This is a genomic window from Janthinobacterium sp. 64, from assembly GCF_002813325.1.
In the GTDB taxonomy this organism is placed as follows: Bacteria; Pseudomonadota; Gammaproteobacteria; order Burkholderiales; family Burkholderiaceae_D; genus Janthinobacterium.
In genome coordinates this window covers 64,929-84,057 of the sequence record NZ_PHUG01000002.1, presented here as the reverse complement: position 1 = coordinate 84,057, position 19,129 = coordinate 64,929, and the positions used below count along the sequence as shown (strand labels likewise).

Genomic DNA, 19,129 nt, shown 5'->3' with positions numbered 1-19,129 from the left:
TTTCTATTTCAGTGGTGGTAGATAACCTACTTTTAACTTGGCGCCTGCTGATCGGTTGAGTGAATTTAGGTCGAGTACATAATTTTTTGAGTCTAGCATCCAGGTCCTGACCTCAGGCGCCTTAGCGCCGTATTGTCGCCCTAAGCGATTCCACCACGACACGGCATCTTCTTTATGCGCCATATCAGCAAATCGTAGTTCATACCATTTATTATCGCTTGCAAGAAACTCTGGCTGCCCAGTAAAAGCATCATCACGTAGGGTACCATCCGCACGCATTCGTTCTTGTACTTCGCGCCCGGTGCGAGACCCTTTACCAGGAGTCTTACCGAGATATTTTTCACGCAATGATTTGATCTTGCGCAGAATTTTCACCCCATTGCCAGCGGGTGTGGCGATAGGAACCGCCACAAGATCATCCGCGACAACACCGCTTTTTGCGAGTACTTGTTCCGTTTGAGCTGCTTTGGCACCCGTTGCCATAATTTTGGCCGCTTCCGCATCGGCGACGCCAGCGCTCTTACTTAGCCCGGCTAAACCTTTTACCCCACTCTTGGCGATGCCGACGCCACCAGCGACCAACGTCGCCGCCGTCAGGATCTTGTCACCGCCCGCTTGCGCGGCGTTACTCATCTCAAACATCGGAAGATGAATAGCGTCGACACCCTGGCGTACCTGCTCGGCACCTGCGCTCATCCGCTCCGCTGCCTCTGTCTGGCCAAACATGCTATGCATGGCGGCGGCCTGCTCCATTTCGCCGGCACTCTGCAAAGTGGCACCCTTCATCACCATCTCGCCGATGGAGGAGGGAATGTTGGCTATGCCTTTGGCCGCTCCCTTCAACGCCTCCCAAGGGTGCTCAACAGCTTCATTGAGTTCGTGTTTGGTGTTCTTCCACCAGCTAGAGAACCAGCTTTCCTCCGCTGGCGTCTCTGCATGCACCGGCGGGTTGCTCTCGCCGATGAATTTGCCATTACTGATGCGGCAGACAGGTGCTGGTGAGGTGACGTAAATACCAGGATTGTTTCCACCGTTCATGGTGCAGGCGTCGCCGTCGCGCACGATGTACTTCCCCTCGGCACGCACCGTGCTACTACCCACCACGGGTTTGACCTCGCCGTTAACCGTGCCCGAGCGCACCCCTTTCCCGGTACCAGGCTCATCCCCAGTGCCTTTGGGCTGGGTACTTCTGTGCAGCACATACGCAGGCTCGCCGTTGAAGCGTACGGATCGCGCAACACCCACGCTATTGGACAGATCCTGAACCGTTGGATACGGCAGCGGCACCATGGATGGACCAATCGGCGTTTTATTGATCGAGGGTGCCGTACTGATTGCTTTAAATCCGGCATCGCGGCGCGCGCCGATGCGGTTGGTGCCGCCGGGTATGGCGGGGCGCGCCACGCTCGCCCGCTGTGCCGCAGATGATTCTTCGACGTCGATCGCTTGGAACGCTTGCGCTAGCATGCTCTCATGCTCACCCGAGCTCCAGATGCCAGGCGGCAGTGATGGCGCAGAATCCATCGCCCCGGGTTCCTGCGCGCTCATGCGACAGCCCGCTTCTCGGGTCTCGATCGTTGCGTAGCACGCTGACCGGACGTTGCAGCGCCGGAATCACCAGGCCAGGCACCTGGATGCGCACGAAATTCGCAAGTGCGAATAGCAACTGCCGACATCCTTGGCCAGCGCGCGCGCCAGACCAGTGTGATCACGCCACTGTCTGGCTCAATAATTACTGTATCGACTTGCAGCGGCAGGGTGGCGAGCGAACCGTCAAGTTGGCGCAACAAGAGGAATATCGATTGCTGAGGCAGCATCAAATGCAGAACCGTGTTCCCACGCTTATCTTTGAATGCGCCAGCTGTATTGGCAGGACAGAGGTTGGTCAGCTCAAATCGCTCGTCACCACGCAGATACGGTATTTGTTGCTCCTGCGGTGCGCAGTTCCAGTACGCTTCATCAAAATCAGCCGGCAGCGCAGCAGTGCCAGCGATAAACGCCTCGTCGATCGTGCCAGCGAAGATGCGCCTGGCAGGATGGGTGTTGCTCCGTACGCCCAGGCCGATCGGATCGGTTACCCCTCCCTGTCCCTCCTGACTGAAATTTCCGCTTCGATGGCTTCGCCAAAACTGTGCGGCTGTCATCTGCCGGCCAGCGGCCTCGATTTGCGGCGCTGGCACCTGTTCGAGGCCCATGGCACGCAGATACCATTTTTCAGCGTAGCCAACACCGAACGGATTACGCTCGTAAATCGAATGCGCAACTGGCACTCGGCCCGTCATATTGGCGGGGTGGGATGCCATCTGCTCCGCAGAAAGGCAGTAGCGCGAAGGGACCTGCCGCACCAATGGCCTATCCGCCTCAACCCGACATTCGCCGCCAAAGGCATATTCATAGCGCAGGGGAAGAACGCGAAACGGCGCCGCACATGTCAACCGCCAGGGATTGAGACGAATCAGGCTTAGTGTGGCGACGAAGATAATCGCTTGCAGAACGCGCACCAGCAGCGACTTTTTGACGAAATACCGCCGGCCAGTGATGCTCAGCACTTTGTTCACCAGTATTTCACGTGACGTGGCCAGTGTACTGAGCCGAGCCAACTCGTTTTTCCAGGCAGTCAGCTCTGCCGGCTGTGGTGACATGTGTGGACTGAGTCCACGTGGACGTTCAGGCAAAGGCAAAGGGATGCCAGGTCTTGTGACGCGCAGTCTCACTTGGAAACTGGGTAGTTCCGCAGTACCTGGCGCATGCGCTGTGGCATTGACCAGAACGTCACAACGCGGTTTGACAGGGCAGTAGTCAGACTCTTGACGCACGCTGCCAGGCGCAATGTCCGAAAAGGGGGAGTTCCGTTCGCATAGTGGTACTTGCAGATCAGAAAATACTGGCTGACCCGAAGCGAAGCTAAGTGTCTGGCGCAATGTCGCCACCCAAAACATCTGACCATGGTGGTCAATGGACTCAAACACCTGGGCCGGGAAGGGCGTGTGATTGAGGATGTTCATGGCTAATCAGTTGACATCCACGTCGTTGCCATTGATCTGCACCGGCCCGGTGGCGCCAATCTTGATATCGGCACCGGTCAGGGTGATCTTTCCATCGCTGCTCATGTAAAAGTGAGATTGACCGACAGTGACTTCAAATTCGGTGCCGGCGGTGATTTCCATTTTTTCGGCGATGGTCAGGATGTTGCGCAATGCGCGCAAATACTTGGCGCCCACCACGACGGTATGCATGACAGCACCCACGGTGATCGCGTAGGCGCCGCCAATACTCAGGGCCTTGGCCAAGGTGACAGTCTCGGTTTTAGCGCGGTCCACTTTCTCAGCCCGAAAGCCGATGATGCGGACCGACTCATTTTTTCTGACGACCTCAGTGCGGTTGTGACCGATGTCGATGTGCTCGTCGTTATCCACGCTTTCCGTGCGGTTGTGATGCACGGTGATCGTTTCGTCGTGGCCCACCGTTTCCGTGCGGTCGCGCTTGACGAGCACTGTTTCATCGCGGTCGACAGTTTTTTTCCGGTCATTGCCCACCCAGTGCGACTCGTCGTGCTCGACTTCGATGCGCTGGTCTTTTTCCGCATGCAGCCACAGTTCTTCCGCATCCTTGCGGTCTTCGAAACGCAAGGCGTTGGCGTGAGCCGATGAGCCTTTGTTGGATGAGCGGCTCAACATGCCGCTCTGGGTCTTGTTGGCAGGTAAGTCCCACGGTGGCATGTTGCGCGCGTTGTAGACGCAGCCGATGATGATGGGCATGGCGACATTTCCGTCGAGAAATTGCACTGCCACTTCCATGCCCACCCTGGGCAGGCTGATGTGGCCGAAATTCGGGCCGGCCCAGGTCGATATCACTCTTATCCAAGGCGAACTTTTTTCGTCGAAGGTCCCCAGGCGGTCCCAGTGGAACTGCACTTTTACCCGTCCGTAACCATCCGTGTGGATTTCCTCGCCGGGCGGCCCGACGACGGTGGCCGTCTGTACGCCGTAGATCTTCGGCTCCCGGCTATGGAAATTGCGTCCCGGGCGCCAGGGGACGGCGCGTTCGATGCACGTAAACGTATTGCTGTAGTGGGAAGTGGCGTGGTTGCCTTGTTGGTAGTTATTGCTGGCTTGGTGGCGCACTGAGAGGATCAGGTACTCGGTAACAGGCTTGCGTGGGATGGTCAAAGCTGTGTCGAAATGACCGCTCAGGGTGAACCAGCGTCCTGGTTGCGCCGTACGGTCGTTGCCCTGCGCCTCGAACAGCTGGCCCTGCGCGTCTCGCTCTTCCATGCGGCGCTGCGCCAACGCCTCGCCGTCGTCGAGGTTTTTGAAACCGTAGCTGCCCGTGTTTTCATATACCTCCAACCGGGGCACGGCGCCTTGCTTGTTCAAAGAATCGCGGCCGGCGCGGGCGCTGCGGGGATTCTTGAAATTGAAGCTGGCCACCGTCATCTGGGCAGGGGCCATCCGCCGCACCGTGCTCCATTGATGCACGCCATCGTCTTCCTGCGAGCCGGCCTGGTGCTGGAACGGCATTTCGCTCAGTTCCCCGTCGATGGCCTTGCCGGTCGTGCTGTCGTCGGACAGCCACAGCGTATGGCCATCGAAGCGATGTTCGTAGCGATAGTGCCAGCCCAGCTGCTCCCAGTGGCGATGCAGCAGGTTATGGTCGCTTTCGTTATGTTGGCAGGTATAGGTGATGGCGGGGTCCGGGCCGCCGGCGGCCAGCTTGTAATCGCGCATCAGATAGTCATCGAAGACCTTATCCGTCAGCGCCGCCACCGTCAAGCCGTGGAAGGCGACATTATTTTGCCGCAAGTGCAGGTGCGCCAGCCATGGTTCGAGCACCATCTCATAGTAGGCGAAGCCACCGTCCGTGCGGACGAAACGGAACTCGAACACGTAACCATTGAAGTAACGCAAGGTGCCATCTTCGCGCACCAATTCGATGGTCACCATCTTGCCCATTACTTTGTCGAGGGCGATGGCGGCATCGTCGGACAGCACCTCCACCACATAGGAAAAGTCGCGCGACAGGCTTTCGTTGGCGTCCAGGCTGTTGGCCAGCAACAAGGTGTCGGCGGGCGCGTCGCCATACGGAAAGTGCAGGCGAAGCAGACGATCACCTTGCATGCCGTTGCAAAGGGCCGCCAGTGTGATGGTGTCGCCGTCAAAGAAGTTCATGGATCTTCCGTTGCCTTTGCATTGCAGTAGCAATGACTTTAGCGGGCACAACAAGAATGGTATTGCGATGTCGCAAAACTGATGAGTTAGGAGCTAAGTAGTTCGTCAATTTTTGCTGTCAAAGCATGATAGGCAACGACGCAGGAGTTGATGTGATGAAACTACTGATATTTCAGCAGCAGGTTGAACAGCAGACAGGCGAATTCAACTGGTCCTCGCAACACCCTAAATCAAGGAGGTGTTTATGGGACGACCCGCGAGGTGGATGGAAAAATTGACGGGGCGTGGAGCGATGCGCTCACCAGGTGCGCCGTCGCTTCGCCGCGAAACAATGCGGCTATTCTGGGAGCAAATAGCAACAGGCATTACGAGTGAGAAGGCTGCTGAGGCGGTGGGCGTTTCTCAAGCGGTTGGGACGCGATGGTTCCGCCATAATGGCGGCATGCCACTTTCTATTTTGAGCCCGGTTTCCGGGAGGTACTTGTCGTTCGCGGAACGAGAGGAAATCGGACTTCTTTCGTGCCGAGGTGCTGGAGTACGCGAGATTGCTCGTCTTATCGGGCGCAGTGCATCAACGGTTTCCCGCGAACTGACGCGTAACGCTGCAACTCGCGGCGGCCGACTTGAGTATCGAGCTTCGGTTGCGCAGTGGAAGGCGGAGCTGGTTGCCAAGAGACCTAAACCTTCGAAACTGGCGATCAATGAGCGCTTGCACGACTACGTTCAAGACCGTCTTGAAGGTAGGATTCGAGATGCCAATGGCCGTCCAGTTTCTGGGCCGCAGCAAGCGCCGTTCATTGGGAGAAACAAGCCGCATCGCGGTGACCGTAAATGGGTCAGTGGTTGGTCGCCCGAACAAATTTCTAACCGGCTGAAGACCGATTTCCCTGACGACGAATCGATGCGCATTTCTCACGAAGCCATTTATCAAGCACTTTATATCCAAGGGCGAGGAGCCCTCAAGCGCGAGTTGGTTAGTTGTCTGCGCACTGGGCGGGCTTTGCGCGTGCCGAGGACAAGGGCCCAAGCTAAGGCTTGGGCACACGTCAGGGAGGATGTGATGATCTCCAAGCGGCCCGCTGAGGCCGAAGATCGTGCTGTGCCAGGACATTGGGAAGGTGACCTGATCATTGGCCTAAACCGATCCGCGATCGGCACCTTGGTCGAGCGATCAAGCCGATTTACGATGCTTGTCCACCTGCCTCGTGAGGACGGCTATGGGTTGATGCCGAGGATGAAGAATGGCCCCGCCCTATCTGGCTACGGAGCTGTGACGATGGCTAATGCGCTCAAGAATACCGTGACCGACATGCCTGCCCTTTTGTGGCAAACGTTGACTTGGGACCGCGGTAAAGAACTGTCTGATCACGCCCGCTTCACAATCGAATCAGGGGTAAAGGTATTTTTCGCCGATCCGCATAGTCCATGGCAGCGAGGTACAAACGAAAACACGAATGGCCTCCTGCGACAATACTTCCCAAAGGGCACAGACCTGTCTCGGTGGAGCGCTCAAGAAATCCGAGCCGTTGCTAATGCATTGAATTCCAGACCACGAAAAACACTGGGTTGGAAAACTCCGGCCGAAGCGCTGGACGAGTATCTAAAATCTGCTCAATAATCTGGTGTTGCGAGGACCAGTTGAATCCGCCCAGTACTGCGCCCATGACTATCAAAAACTGGTGAAGCAGTTCGGCATGCAGCCGTCCATGTCGCGCCGGGGGAACTGCTATGACAACGCGCCCATGGAGAGCTTCTGGGGCAGCCTGAAAAACGAACTGGTGCACCATCAACGTTACGCCACCCGGGCCGATGCAAAAGCTGCAATACAGGAATACATTGAAAGTGAAAGCTTCTACAACCGCCAGCGGCGCCACTCGCGCCTCGGCAATGTTCCGCCCGCGTTGTTCGCTGAAAAATTCAGCAAACAGCCACGGGCGGCTTGAAACAAGAGTGTCCGCTATTGACAGTGCACCTCACCGTGCCGCGCATTGTCGTACTGGACAATGCGTCATTTCACAAGGGGCCGCAGATTGAGAAATGCCGACGGAAATGGATGGCACAGGGGCTGTTTCTGTATTACTTGCCCCCTTACAGCCCGGAACTGAATCGCATCGAGATTCTGTGGAAACAGGCCAAGTACTTCTGGCGCCGTTTCGCCGGACTGAAAGGAAGCGAGTTGCTGAGCGAGGTGGAATCCTTGATGAAAGGTTTCGGAACTGCATTCACAATAAATTTCGTCTGACTACTTAGTGGTGCTTGCAGCCGAGCTTGCCGCAGTCGGTGGGATCGGGGCAAGTATGCTGTCCGTCGAGGCGGGGTACGGCCAGAAAGGCCGTACCGTATCGTACGGTGCTATCCCCAAACGATGCTACAGGTTAACGTCGACCAGCTCAAGGTCGTTTAGCTCGCGCATTCATTAGCGCAGCCGCTCCTTTTGCAAATTTTAGCCCTAATGCTAGTAGAAGCACAAAAGGCCAAATATTCAATTGAGTCCAAAGAATAGTCTTGTGCTGTGTTGTTGAATGTTTAAGGCGCTCACGCTGCTCCTCCAACTCAGTAACTTCTTTCACCTTCGAAGTTGTCAAGGTTTCCCATTTTTCCAGTGATGCAAGGTCTTTCCTAGGAGCGGAGATGCACGCTGATAACGCACGAAAAATAATCTCACCATAGCCAATTTCAGCGATGCGAATCTTCTTGAGTATCGTCGATATAGCGTCTGTTTTTTGCAATACAGCTTCATCAACTACATCACCATTCTTTGTAGCACCAACATTAAATTCTCTTATCTGTGCCGTTATTGAATCACTATCATAAATAGAGATATTCAGTGAAACAGCATGAGCATACTGGGACAACAACTTATCAGATACGATACTAGAGATAGCATTAGATTCACGAATTTCTGCTAGCATTGCATCACCGGCTTTGCAGGTGGCTAATAATTTGGCAGGAAAACTATCATAGCGTGCGCGCGCTATGTTTAAAAATTTTCGCGTAGGCTTGTCGAGATGTTGCACCGCTATGCATTGGGGATCAACAACAATAGAATTTCCGCGACACATATCTACCCACCTTGTAACTAGAGCAAGATGTTCGACGTACGTTGACATTAAATCTTCTGTATTCATAACTTGAATATTTGGACGCTTTGCTTTAAGTTCCAACAGTAATGAATTCTGGGCTTCTGCACGCTGCGTAACTTGGAACATCTCGCGTTGAAGGTCGTTTGAAATGAAAAGTAATAAAATCCCCACGGCAGCAAGGGGGTAGTAGATAAGATCCACCCAATTCCAGAAGAAAGACTTCCTGCATAGCCACCCAATGAAAAATGCCACAGAAAAAACTACTATCAAGAAAAAAATTATATAAATCATGCAGTTTTATTTTAAAATACCATCAAAATTATTTTACACTGAGAAATACCGTTACCCCTAAGGAAACAGTGAAAAATTTAAATACACTTGACGACTATCACATCGTCTATTTTTTTCGAGAAAAATTAAATCGATTAGTTTTATATATAAACAATAGGCCAAATAAGAAATGTAAAGTTAATGGGAAACTATTTATTATTTTTTCGAACGATTGGTCATCCGTTATTCGCTGTGACTTCAATCGATTGTCATAATATACCGGCCAAAATCTTCGACTGTAAATAGAAAAATTATTTAATACATCGTAGTAATTATACCGCGTCCAGCATGCTGTAATTCCATAATTTCAATAAAATAGCAATATCATTCAGCCAATAAGTTTCTTATTTATCGACATGGTTCTGCCTCCTTGCTGAGGTTCTGTCACATTGCCAATACGGCCTCCGCTTCGGTAGCTGTATTGATAGAGAAGGTTGATGGGTCGCGGATCGACTACAGTGCTCGGCAATCCCCCCCCCCACCACCAAATGATCGCGTTTAAAAGTAGAATTTTCCAAATTCGGATTTTTGAAAGTTCTGCATGAAGACCTCCCGTTTTACCGATAGCCAGATCATCGCCATCCTCAAGCAAGCCGAGGGCGTCTCGCCAGTCCCTGAGCTGTGCCGCGAGCACGGCATCAGCAATGCCACGTTCTACAAATGGTGTTCCAAGCATGGACGCCTCGCTGATGGCCCGCATGAAGGAACTGGAGGACGAAAACCGGCGCCTGAAGAAAATATATGCCGAGGAGCGCTTGAAGCGCCGAGATCGTCGCGGAGGCCCTGACAAAAAAATGGTAGCGCCATCTCAGCGGCGGGAGATGACGCAATGGGCCGTGGCCCAGCGTTCAGCCACCATAGGACTGGCTTGCCAGGCGTTCGGCATCAGCCAGACCTGCTATCGCTATCGCGCCAAGCTCGATGCCGAGAACGCCCTGGTGGCCGACTGGCTGGTGCGCCTGACCAACAACCAGCGCAACTGGGGCTTCGGCCTGTGCTTCCTGTATTTGCGCAACGTGAAGGGTTTTAAATGGAATCACAAGCGCGTCTACCGAATCTATCGCGAGCTGGAACTGAACCTGCGGATCAAGCCGCGAAATCGCCTAGTGCGAGAAAAACCGCTGCCGCTGGCCGTGCCTGCACAGATCAATGACACCTGGTCGATGGACTTCATGCACGACCAACTGGCCGATGGCCGTAGCATCCGCTTGTTCAACGTGATCGACGACTACAACCGTGAGGGACTCGGCATCGAGGTTGATTTCTCATTGCCGTCCGAACGCGTCATCCGCTCCCTCGACAGGATCATCGAATGGCGTGGCAAACCCCAGGTCATTCGCTGCGATAACGGCCCCGAGTACATCAGCGCCGTGACGCTGGCCTGGGCCGCCAAACGCGGCATTCGCATCGACTTCATCCAGCCTGGCCAGCCACAGCAGAATGCTTATATCGAACGCTATAACCGCACGGTGCGCTACGATTGGTTGGCCCATCACCTGTTTGAAACACTCGATGAGATCCAGGATTTTGCAACCCGCTGGCTGTGGACTTACAATCACGACCGGCCCAACATGGCACTTGGCGGCATCACACCAAACAGAAGCTTGCCTTGGCCGCTTAACCTCTACTTTTAGCGCGCCCTAAAAATGGGGGGATTACCCTAGGTGGCTACATAATGCGTAGTTGAAACTACGCGATTTTTTTGCAATGGACCGACAACCACTATGAACGAATTTTCCGAAAATTGGCGACACTTGAAAGCAATATTGGAGGGATATGCGACGAGGGATCGCAACGTCGAGGTCTATTCGTACGAGGATCAACGTCAGGCCAAGGCATTCTCTATTTTCCTGGCAAATGCCAGGCTGGCGACACCGATGCTGGACAGGGAAACGGTGAAAGCCGTCCTCACCGGCGCTCTCAAATGGCCGCAGTCATCCGGCGTGCCATTCGCTGGTACTGACATTCCGCTCTCGCAGTTCGAAAAGTGGGGGCTAGTCTCTTTCTACGCAGGATGGTGCACCACTCACTGTGACTTGGTGAGAGATCTGGACGCAATAGATCCGAGGCTGATCCCGCTGGTTGAGGCAATCAATCACCTTGAAAATATCCGCTACGGTCAAAATGGCTTCATCCAAGCTCATTACGCCTGTCCAGAGACAGAGCTAAGGCAGTTGTTGCATGTCGAGTTTGGTGATCACCTGACGGTGGAGCAGCTCCTTGTGGAACTCGAGCTCAAAGACGGCGTTTATAGCCTATCGCCCGGCAATCAGAATTTCAGCTCACTGATCAGCACTCATTTATGGCTGACCCTGCGTAGCACGCAGCCCCCTGAGGAGGCCTTTTCTCGCTGGATGATGTGTTTCCGTGTCAATTGCGAATGGGCCATGCCGGTCATCTTTGACCAACACCAGTATGACGAGCGCGAGGAATTTAATGGGCAGCTTTTGATGTTTTTAGCTGATGACGCCGAGCTTGCTCAGGATGTCAATTTTTACATCAGACAATCGATTAACGAGGAGCACTTTTCAGGCATTATCCGTCCGATAGAAATCCACCAGGAGTTAATCGTCAGCGACCAAGGCGGCAGGTTAGGCTCCACCCGAACGACGGAGTCTTCTATGCCGACGCTGAGTTTGCTCGAAGATGTTTACCCTCCGACGGTAAGTGATGCATCAAACAATCTCGAATTCGTTATTAATCTTCATCGTTCAAGACCGCGTGGGTGCCGTGAACTCTTTTACAGTTGGCTGTTGTCCAGCGTGGTCGATGCCAGTATTCGAATCCAGGGGCAGCAAGTTATTTCCTCAGGTTTCACTGAGGACTTGGTGAAGCTTGCTGACAGTCGGCCAATCCTCAAATACATACTGTTTATCGTCCTGCCCAACTACGAGTACTCGAACTACATAGTGTTGCTGCTCGCTCGCTCGGAGACCTGCGACGTGGCGTTCTACTATCTCGCCAAAAAGACCTTTGAATATTCGCAGAGTCGCGATACGTCATATGTTCAAAATCTGGAAGACGGGTATCAACAGCTGGTGTGCCGAGAGTACATTCGTTCTGTTGAAAAAGAGCCCGATTTTATTTCTCGCCTCCTATCCATTTTGGGAATGCTGGGCGCCCAATGCGCGTTCAGGTCTCCCGATTTCTCTAGAGGGTTCGAATACCGGTTCTTGTTGAACCTCGTAGACGCCCTTGGGCATCAGCAGGTTGTCCAGTTGGCTCAGGCGTTTATGGAGCTCCCCAAACGGATGGAAAATTCGCGGTACGAACAGTCACATCAGCACTACAAATATCCATTGGGATTCTGGCTTATCGATCGTCTGGAGAGTTCAGGCATCGATCCAACCGGAGCAACATGCCGAGCATTGCGTGGATCAATTCTGGCTCATTACGGGGCAGAGTTCGCGGCAAACTTGGAAGGATTGGGTAGCCTGGAGCCCAGTCCATTCTTTGCCACCTTGCCGTGGGGAAAACTCATTGTTGACGCGGGGCCGAGTTCACTTCTAACTTTGTCCAACAGATGTGATGAATGGAAGCAGAATCTTGCTTATGACAGGCCGCATCCATTTGAGGTGGCTTCAGCGGTACGCCAATATCTTCAGGTCCTGATGTGTCTTGGCAGACTGCCATCGTTTATCGAACCGTTGCATGTTGTGGCGACGAGGGTGCAAGAGATTGTACGCTCCTGTGGGTTTGGCCCTCGAAAGCAATTTGTCCATCTCTTTGGGGAAATGCCAGGGTCGGACAAATACGACCTTTGGGAGCAGTTCTGCTCTTACACCAATGCATTTCGCGATGAGCTGTATGAAGAGTTCGTTGTTCGGTGTGTACCATCTATTCCGCTGGATCATCTGTTCGTTTTATTGGAGAGGTGTACCGTCATCGCCCGCGCACGACATCTGCATGAAGCGATCGACGTTCGCCAATCATACGCAAGTGATGACCTGGGTCTGACGAGATTAGAGCAAGCGTTCACATCCGCATGTGATGCGGGGAGAACTGCAACTGCTGCTCGATTATTGGCGTCAGCGAAAGAGATCCTCGCTGAGGAGCGATTTGCTAACTCAAGCAATCAGAAAGTCGTTCACATTCGCAAAGTCTGGCAAAGCTACGAGTACAAATGGCAGCTTTTGGAGTTTTATGAAGCGCATAAATCAGATCCAGCCAACTTTCAGCAAGTGGCTGATGACTTGCCTATTCCGCACGAGCGGACAGGATCGTTTGGACAGTCCCCTGATCGCAGGCACTACGAGGAGTGTGAGCATTTCAGACGACAAATAATCGCTATGGCCTTCAGTGATGCTGATCCCGCAAAGAGCATCCGGTTCATGGATGCCCTCTACCGGCAAACCAAGCGCGATCACCATGGTTTCGTATTATTTTACGGACACCTAAAATTGTACGCGTTGGACAAAGACAAAACCCGTCTTCAGCACGCTTTAGCCTACTTCCTTGATCGTGCAGGAAGCATAGAGCCTGAGCAGATGAGCGAAATCTGGGTGGCCACTATTCTGGACGCATACCGGCTGATCGGTGCTCCAGATATCGAAAGTTTTTGGATGAGGCTTTCTGTTGAACAGCATACGCGGCTTCAGATTCTTAAACCCTATTGCAGCGCGCTTATAGCCCGTCGTGATTCCTTCACTGTGCGAAAGGTACTGGCACGTTATCAGCAGCTAAATCAGTTGACACCTGATGACTTGGGCATTGATGACTTGATCTCTGAACTCGTCAAAATGGAGGCGGATCAGCCTTCCATGAAAGACCTGATTCAGCTGTTAAATGAGGGATCTCAGCGCTCAACTCTGCAGCTCCAGAAACACTACGGGCAGGTTATTTCCAAAAATTTTGAAACCTACGTCGAAATTGTCAGCAAAGGCCAGCCACCACACGAATACCTAAAGGACGCGGTACTGGCGGTAGCTCGCGAACTTGTGCTGCGTAAACGTAATTTACAAGTCGAAGACAATGCAAAAGGAAAAACGACGTACCGGATAATATTGGAAGATTGGATCAATGATTGGTTTACCTCATTGTTTGATCTTAGGATGTCGCAAGCGCGGGTAGGCTTTAGAGATCAAAAACGAGGAGGTCAATCAGCGAGCGGTAAAAACCCAGGTGAGATCGACGGCTTTATCACCTCAAGCGACAATACGCGGCTCGCGATACTCGAAGCGTTCCGCCTATTCTCACTCGACACGACGGTTATTTCTCAGCATCTAAACAAGATTGCGGGTTATGACGCCGAGTCCCTGAGTCCAGTATTCATGGTTGGATACTGTGATGTTGAAAATTTCTCCGAGCTCGTTACCGGATATGGTCCTTACGTTTCGAAACATCAATACGCTGGCTATACAGTCGCCGGGGATTCGTTCGGTGGCGTGAAAGCTTTATGCGACACCGACCACATTTGGTTGGGAACGGAAACCCGTCGGCGGGACCGCAAAGACATTGTTTTCTATCACCTTCTAATCAATTTGCATTTTTTGCCCCCATCGGCGGCGACGCCGGATGAGGGCCATCCGGACCAGGGAAAAGCCTGATATGTTGTAGTCCGGCAAACGAACACACTAGTTTAGATGCCTACGAGCGAGACTTCCCTCGTTCCTTTTTTTCACCACATTTGTAAGCAATTCAACGATGAGTGCCGGGACGCTGAGCAGGCGAAGTCTATCAACTGTTAGCTCAGCTGAAAAATTATCAAGTTATCATGTAATTCCTATGGGATTTGCATCAGCATGGGCTTTTTCAAGTTATAACTTAGAGCGCGTAGACAAAATCAACAACGAAGTTGTGGCATGTTATCTCGATGTGGAGGGAGCATGCCATAGCAACGACACATCCACTCGACGGCACTGAGCCGTCAAGCTGTGCCGGCGGCAGACCACCAGCGTTGAAGCCTGAGCAAATCGCAGTTTTGCACGAAATTGTGCAGGAGCGCGCCCAGGCCAGCTTGCAGGAAATTGCCGACGAGCTGCATCACCGCTGCGGTCTGCGCGTGTGCGCAGCAACGATTCGTCGCGCCCTACGCGCGTTGGGCGTCGTGCGGCTCAAGGTAATCCCCCCATTTTTAGAGGGCTCTAAAAGTAGAGCTTAAGCGGCCATGGCAAACTTCTGTTTTTGCGTGACACCGTCAGGTGCCATGTCGCGTCAGCCGTGATCGCAACTCCACCGCCAGCATGCAAAGTCCCCGATCTGGCCGAGCGCACGAAGCAGAAGACGGCCTAGTCTATCGTAGCCAACTGTGCCGCTATCGCGCGCAAAAGCAGGAGTTCCGCTGTTGCCTCGGTTGGATATGCAATCCATGGCTGGCAGTTTTAGGTAGGGGAGGTCAGCTTTTGCTAGAGCGCGGGAGGAGTCTGTGCAGGGTAGGGGCGATAGACAGGTCAAACCCAATTTCGTCGTCCAATCAGGCCGCTACGAGATTGGAAGGACACACTGGCCCCTAACACGATCGATCGGTTTTTCATCGCTTTAAAACCATGACTCAAGAGGGCCTAAGCTAAAGATGGCGATTCAAGTCATAGAAAACTCTGTTGCAGAGAACATCGACGGTGTACGATTGCGCGGTCAAATAAGTGGCTGACGCATCGAGGTGGATTCAGAGTTCTCAACGCGCGTTAATCAATTAATATCGAAGGCGCTACGCGCCATAAGAGAAGAGAGAGCGGCATGCAATGGATCGACACAATCGCCCTAGATAATTGGGCAAGCCTCCTGAACGCTCGCGAGAAGTTGCCGGCCATGGTGTCAGACCTGATCCGCGCTACGATCGTCGATGCGTCGCGATTTCGCTTCCCAAATGGCGAGGCCAGTCAGGTTCGCGGGTGGGATGGCGACCTGGAAACGGAAATGGCGAAGGGCCTCGTTCCAGAGGGTAAGTCCAAATGGGAATTTGGTACCGGTCCTGGTGCTAAGAAGGCCGACAATGACTATAACAAGCGGACCGGCCAAACCTCGGATGCCGAGATGGCCGAGAATACGCTCGTCCTAGTCAATCTGGAATGTTGGGACACGCCCGCTAAAAAGATCCCCGAATGGGAGGATGAGCGCCGTAACGAAGGGAAGTGGAAGGATGTCCGATACCTTGACGGTTCGTCGTTGGTCCACTGGCTCGACGATCATCCGGCCATTGCTGCTCGTTACGCTCGTGATGTCCTTAAGTTAGCTCCGAAACATGATGCCTTGAGCACCGACGAGTATTGGGAGGAATTCAGTACACAGTATAAGCCGCAGCTCAGTGAGAAACTTGTCATCGCTGATAGACAGCAGGAGGCCGACGCGCTGATTGCCAAACTTCTCGGGCAACCCGAATCCTTCATGCTTGGCGCCGAGACGTCCGAGGAAGTTATAGCTTTTGCGGTTGCGGCGATCCGCCGTGCGGAGCCTAGCGTGCGTGAATCGCTGGAGTCCAGGACGTTGATCGTTCGCACCGATGCCGCCGCCCGCTTCTTAGCGATGAAATCCAATATGGCCTTCATCGCTACGGGCACTGCCGAATCACTAGCAGGAATGCTCTCCAAGAATTGCCCCACGTTGTCCGCTGCAACGGGCGCACAGGCCAGGCGCGGCCCCGTGCTAAAACGGCCGACGGCTTCAGGCATGGTGCCCGGCTTCATCGATATGGGTCTTGATCATGGGCAGGGATACGAGCTGGCACATCGCTGTGGACGCAGCCTGACTATCCTGAAACGCCTGATCAAAAATGCGCCCGTTGCCGATCCCGTATGGGTGGGGCATGCGACTGCACTTAAACCAGCGCTTCTCGCCGGTGGTTGGTCTAGCGACGTCCCCGCCGACTGCGATGTGCTCAAAGAACTTGGCGGCTATGCCACCTATGGCATGCTTGAGGGGATCCTAATGCCCACGCTCGGCATGCCAGATCGCCCTGTCGACAGAGAGGCTGAGGTGTGGCAGGTCCGCGCACCGGTGGACGCCTTCTATTTCTACGGCCGGCAGCTTACCGATGACGACCTGACGCGGCTACGCGATGCCATCGTCAAGGTCTTCGGCACACAGCCCGAACAGCCGTCTCGAGAGCAAAAATTCAATCAGGCTAGACTTGCGTCGTCAGACTACAGTCAATGGTTACGCGATGGTCTTGCGTTAACACTGCTGATCATCGCGTCAATGCATGAGGTGGCAGACCTGCACGTCAAGGGTAAGTCGCCGCAGAGGTACGTCGACGATGTGATTAATGCGTTGCCCGAATGGGGGAGACTGCACCATTCGATAGTACGCCTTGGCGACCAGACCGCGTTGATCGCGGAGGCCGCCCCAAACCCTTTTTTGCAGGCCCTCGAGTCTATGCTCGCGGGCGCCCCGGAGCAGTTGGCACAGATCTTTGAGTCAGAGGAAAAGCACTTTTTCGGCCCGTCTAGTCCACATGTACGTTTTCTTTGGGCGTTGGAGACTATAGCCTGGGACCCCCGATATCTAAACCGTGCCGCAGTGGTCTTGGCCAAGCTTGGACAACTGGATCCGGAACCGGAATCGAATCACGTCAACCGACCCATCAACAGCCTGCGCGACATTTTATTGGGGTGGGCGCCCAACACATATGCATTGCAGCCTCAGCGCATCGCATGCCTTGATGCAGTCTTGGCGGAATGTCCCGAGGTCGGGTGGCAACTGCTAAAAAAGCTTCTACCCTCAAGTATGGACTCGACCACTCCTACCCAGCATCCAAAGCTACGCGACCTGGCGCCGGAAAAGCTCGAAGAGATTACTTACGGATTGGTGTGGGACTTTGAAACCGCGGTCGTCGAGCGAGCGCTTGCCGCAGCTGGCGACGACGAGGACCGTCTAGGAACCTTTGTCAACAAGATCGGCAAATTACAGCCGTTAAATCGGGCGAAGGTGCTCGCCCACATCGACAGCTATCTCGTTGCACACAGTGTTGCTGAAGGCAATGCGATTTGGCATGCCCTCAAAGATGAGGCGACGCGCAATGAATACTTCGGTGGTTCTGACTGGGCGTTGAGAGGCGAGGAGCTTGCCGCTATGAAAGATCTGGTCGAACGTCATCGTCCTACCGATCCTCTTGTGTCTGACCGCCATGCTTTTGATGACTGGACGCCGCATGTTGGCAAATACATCCCGGGTGCAGAAGTGCTCGACGACTCACAAAACTTGCGCAAGGACGTCCTCCAGCGCGTGCTTGGGCGAGACGGCGTGCCTGGCATTCTGAAGCTCGCGAAGATGGTTAAATTGCCGGAACTTCTCGGCCAAACCTTGGGTCAGATTCCGTGTTCACTCGAGCAAATGTTCGAGTTGATGGAGGGTGCTCTGGACCCTAACGCACCACCGAGCCTTGCATATTACGTCTCGACACATGGTTTCAACAGATTCGGCGACCAATGGATGAACCGCTTCCAGGATCGTGTTCTGTCGCAAGTCCCGGATAACACGGCAAAGGCCAAACTCCTACTAGGTTGGCCAAGCACTCGGGAGACTTGGGCCTATGTCGAAGTCCTCGGCGGCGAGGTGCGGGAACAATATTGGCATCACCTGAGCATGTTGCCCATCGAAGGATCCGTGGACGATCTTCTGTTTGCGATCGACCAATACCGAAGCGTTGGTCGGGACATTGAAGTACTGGGCTGGATGCAGAGGAGAAGTAAAGACGTACCGTCGGGCCTGCTGATGGACATGCTTGCCTCGGGTGTTGGCCAGGCGGCCGAGGGATTCGAGCGCATGGGGAACATGCTTCCCTATTACATCGGGCTGGCATTGAAGGAACTGCGAACGCGCAGTGATGTCGAAAAGAGGCAGATCGCCAATGCGGAATACGCCTACTTGCCACTGTTGCGTCAAGAGCGAGAACCATTGGTCATCTACGATTTGTTGGCATCAGACCCTGAGATGTTCGTCGATGTGCTGTCCCATGTTTTCAGGGGCAAAAGCGCGCCCGCCGATCAAATTCTCACTGAGGAGGCGAAGGCGCGGGCAAATACATCGTACGACTTGCTTTCGGAATTCAAGATTGTGCCTGGTTTGCTTGACGGGAAGATCGACGCGAATATGCTATCCGATTGGGTGAAGACTGTAAGAGTTCTGGCTGCAGCCAAGGATCTCGTTGATATTGGGGATAACCGGATTGGTTTCGTTCTGGCTTATGCTCCTCAAGACGTCGACGAACACTTCTGGCCTCCTTCAGCAGTATGCAAAGTGATCGAAGCGGAGGCGTCTGTGCAGATCGAAAGTGGACTTATGATCGAGTGCTTCAATAAGCGTGGCGCATATAGTAAGGGCATCAACGAGGGCGGAGAGCAGGAGTACCAGCTTGCGACGCGTTACAAAGCATGGGCAGACGCGACGCTGAAGTACCGCCGAACATCAGCGATGCTGACAGCAATCTCCGAGGATTGGACTCGAAGTGCGGAGCGGGCGGACGTCGAGGCGGAAAAGAGCAAGTTGAAGAGGTAAAGCCGATACAGGCAGCCGCTTGCGATGACGCTTTGCGGCCGCTGGCCGCGTCAACTTTCAACTGAAACTGAATCTCACGGCTGCGTGGATCGATTTTTAGCGGTCGGGCGTTGATGG

At 53.7% G+C, this 19,129-nt stretch carries 9 protein-coding genes and 2 pseudogenes; 7 read left to right on the top strand and 4 right to left on the bottom strand.

The window, feature by feature from the left end; translation table 11 throughout:
* Positions 1 to 3: 3 nt before the first annotated feature.
* Genes CLU91_RS26835 through CLU91_RS26825 form a run of 3 tightly spaced genes read right to left on the bottom strand, consistent with a single transcriptional unit; the run spans position 4 to position 5,168 of the window.
* The gene (locus tag CLU91_RS26835) at positions 4 to 1,548 is read right to left on the bottom strand and encodes a PAAR-like domain-containing protein (protein ID WP_232730966.1); all 1,545 of its coding nucleotides are present in this window, start codon (positions 1,546 to 1,548) and stop codon (positions 4 to 6) included.
* On the bottom strand, positions 1,545 to 3,005 hold the full coding sequence (locus CLU91_RS26830; RefSeq protein ID WP_100876990.1) for a DUF2169 family type VI secretion system accessory protein: 1,461 nt from the start codon (positions 3,003 to 3,005) through the stop codon (positions 1,545 to 1,547). The genes CLU91_RS26835 and CLU91_RS26830 overlap by 4 nt, the downstream gene beginning before the upstream one ends.
* A gap of 6 nt (positions 3,006 to 3,011) precedes the next feature.
* Positions 3,012 to 5,168: a type VI secretion system Vgr family protein gene (locus tag CLU91_RS26825; protein WP_100876989.1), complete on the bottom strand. Its 2,157-nt coding sequence runs from the start codon at positions 5,166 to 5,168 to the stop codon at positions 3,012 to 3,014.
* A 265-nt stretch (positions 5,169 to 5,433) separates the two neighbouring features.
* Between CLU91_RS26825 and CLU91_RS26820 the strand changes: the two genes are divergently transcribed.
* The 3 genes and pseudogenes from CLU91_RS26820 (at position 5,434) to CLU91_RS26810 (ending at position 7,410) form a co-directional block, all read left to right on the top strand.
* Positions 5,434 to 6,786, top strand: coding sequence for an IS30 family transposase (locus CLU91_RS26820; RefSeq protein WP_100877123.1), 1,353 nt, complete (start codon positions 5,434 to 5,436; stop codon positions 6,784 to 6,786).
* Positions 6,787 to 6,814: 28 nt separating this feature from the next.
* Positions 6,815 to 7,111: pseudogene (locus tag CLU91_RS26815) on the top strand (integrase core domain-containing protein); the annotation flags it as partial.
* Between the two features lie 23 nt (positions 7,112 to 7,134).
* Complete coding sequence (locus CLU91_RS26810; RefSeq protein ID WP_232730976.1) at positions 7,135 to 7,410, top strand: transposase; 276 nt, start codon at positions 7,135 to 7,137, stop codon at positions 7,408 to 7,410.
* A gap of 148 nt (positions 7,411 to 7,558) precedes the next feature.
* Here CLU91_RS26810 and CLU91_RS28065 read toward each other — a convergent pair whose 3' ends face one another.
* Entirely contained in the window at positions 7,559 to 8,542 is a 984-nt protein-coding gene (locus tag CLU91_RS28065; protein WP_157814839.1) for a hypothetical protein, read from the bottom strand.
* A gap of 580 nt (positions 8,543 to 9,122) precedes the next feature.
* Here CLU91_RS28065 and CLU91_RS26805 point away from each other — a divergent pair.
* The 4 genes and pseudogenes from CLU91_RS26805 to CLU91_RS26795 all read left to right on the top strand — a co-directional run bounded on the left by CLU91_RS26805 (position 9,123) and on the right by CLU91_RS26795 (position 19,012).
* Positions 9,123 to 10,215, top strand: a pseudogene (locus CLU91_RS26805) (IS3 family transposase).
* A 90-nt stretch (positions 10,216 to 10,305) separates the two neighbouring features.
* The gene (locus CLU91_RS26800; protein ID WP_157814838.1) at positions 10,306 to 14,127 is read left to right on the top strand and encodes a hypothetical protein; all 3,822 of its coding nucleotides are present in this window, start codon (positions 10,306 to 10,308) and stop codon (positions 14,125 to 14,127) included.
* Between the two features lie 266 nt (positions 14,128 to 14,393).
* Entirely contained in the window at positions 14,394 to 14,681 is a 288-nt protein-coding gene (locus tag CLU91_RS28765) for a helix-turn-helix domain-containing protein (RefSeq protein ID WP_332870909.1), read from the top strand.
* A gap of 575 nt (positions 14,682 to 15,256) precedes the next feature.
* Positions 15,257 to 19,012: a hypothetical protein gene (locus tag CLU91_RS26795; RefSeq protein ID WP_100876986.1), complete on the top strand. Its 3,756-nt coding sequence runs from the start codon at positions 15,257 to 15,259 to the stop codon at positions 19,010 to 19,012.
* Positions 19,013 to 19,129: the final 117 nt, after the last annotated feature.

Excerpts from the sequence above, each read along its gene's own strand:
- CLU91_RS28765 (WP_332870909.1), top strand. The coding sequence starts at position 14,394 with ATGTGGAGGGAGCATGCCATAGCAACGACACATCCACTCGACGGCACT.
- CLU91_RS26830 (WP_100876990.1), bottom strand. The coding sequence starts at position 3,005 with ATGAACATCCTCAATCACACGCCCTTCCCGGCCCAGGTGTTTGAGTCC.
- CLU91_RS26835 (WP_232730966.1), bottom strand. The coding sequence starts at position 1,548 with ATGAGCGCGCAGGAACCCGGGGCGATGGATTCTGCGCCATCACTGCCG.
- CLU91_RS26820 (WP_100877123.1), top strand. The coding sequence starts at position 5,434 with ATGGAAAAATTGACGGGGCGTGGAGCGATGCGCTCACCAGGTGCGCCG.
- CLU91_RS26795 (WP_100876986.1), top strand. The coding sequence starts at position 15,257 with ATGCAATGGATCGACACAATCGCCCTAGATAATTGGGCAAGCCTCCTG.
- CLU91_RS26800 (WP_157814838.1), top strand. The coding sequence starts at position 10,306 with ATGAACGAATTTTCCGAAAATTGGCGACACTTGAAAGCAATATTGGAG.
- CLU91_RS26825 (WP_100876989.1), bottom strand. The coding sequence starts at position 5,168 with ATGAACTTCTTTGACGGCGACACCATCACACTGGCGGCCCTTTGCAAC.
- CLU91_RS28065 (WP_157814839.1), bottom strand. The coding sequence starts at position 8,542 with ATGATTTATATAATTTTTTTCTTGATAGTAGTTTTTTCTGTGGCATTT.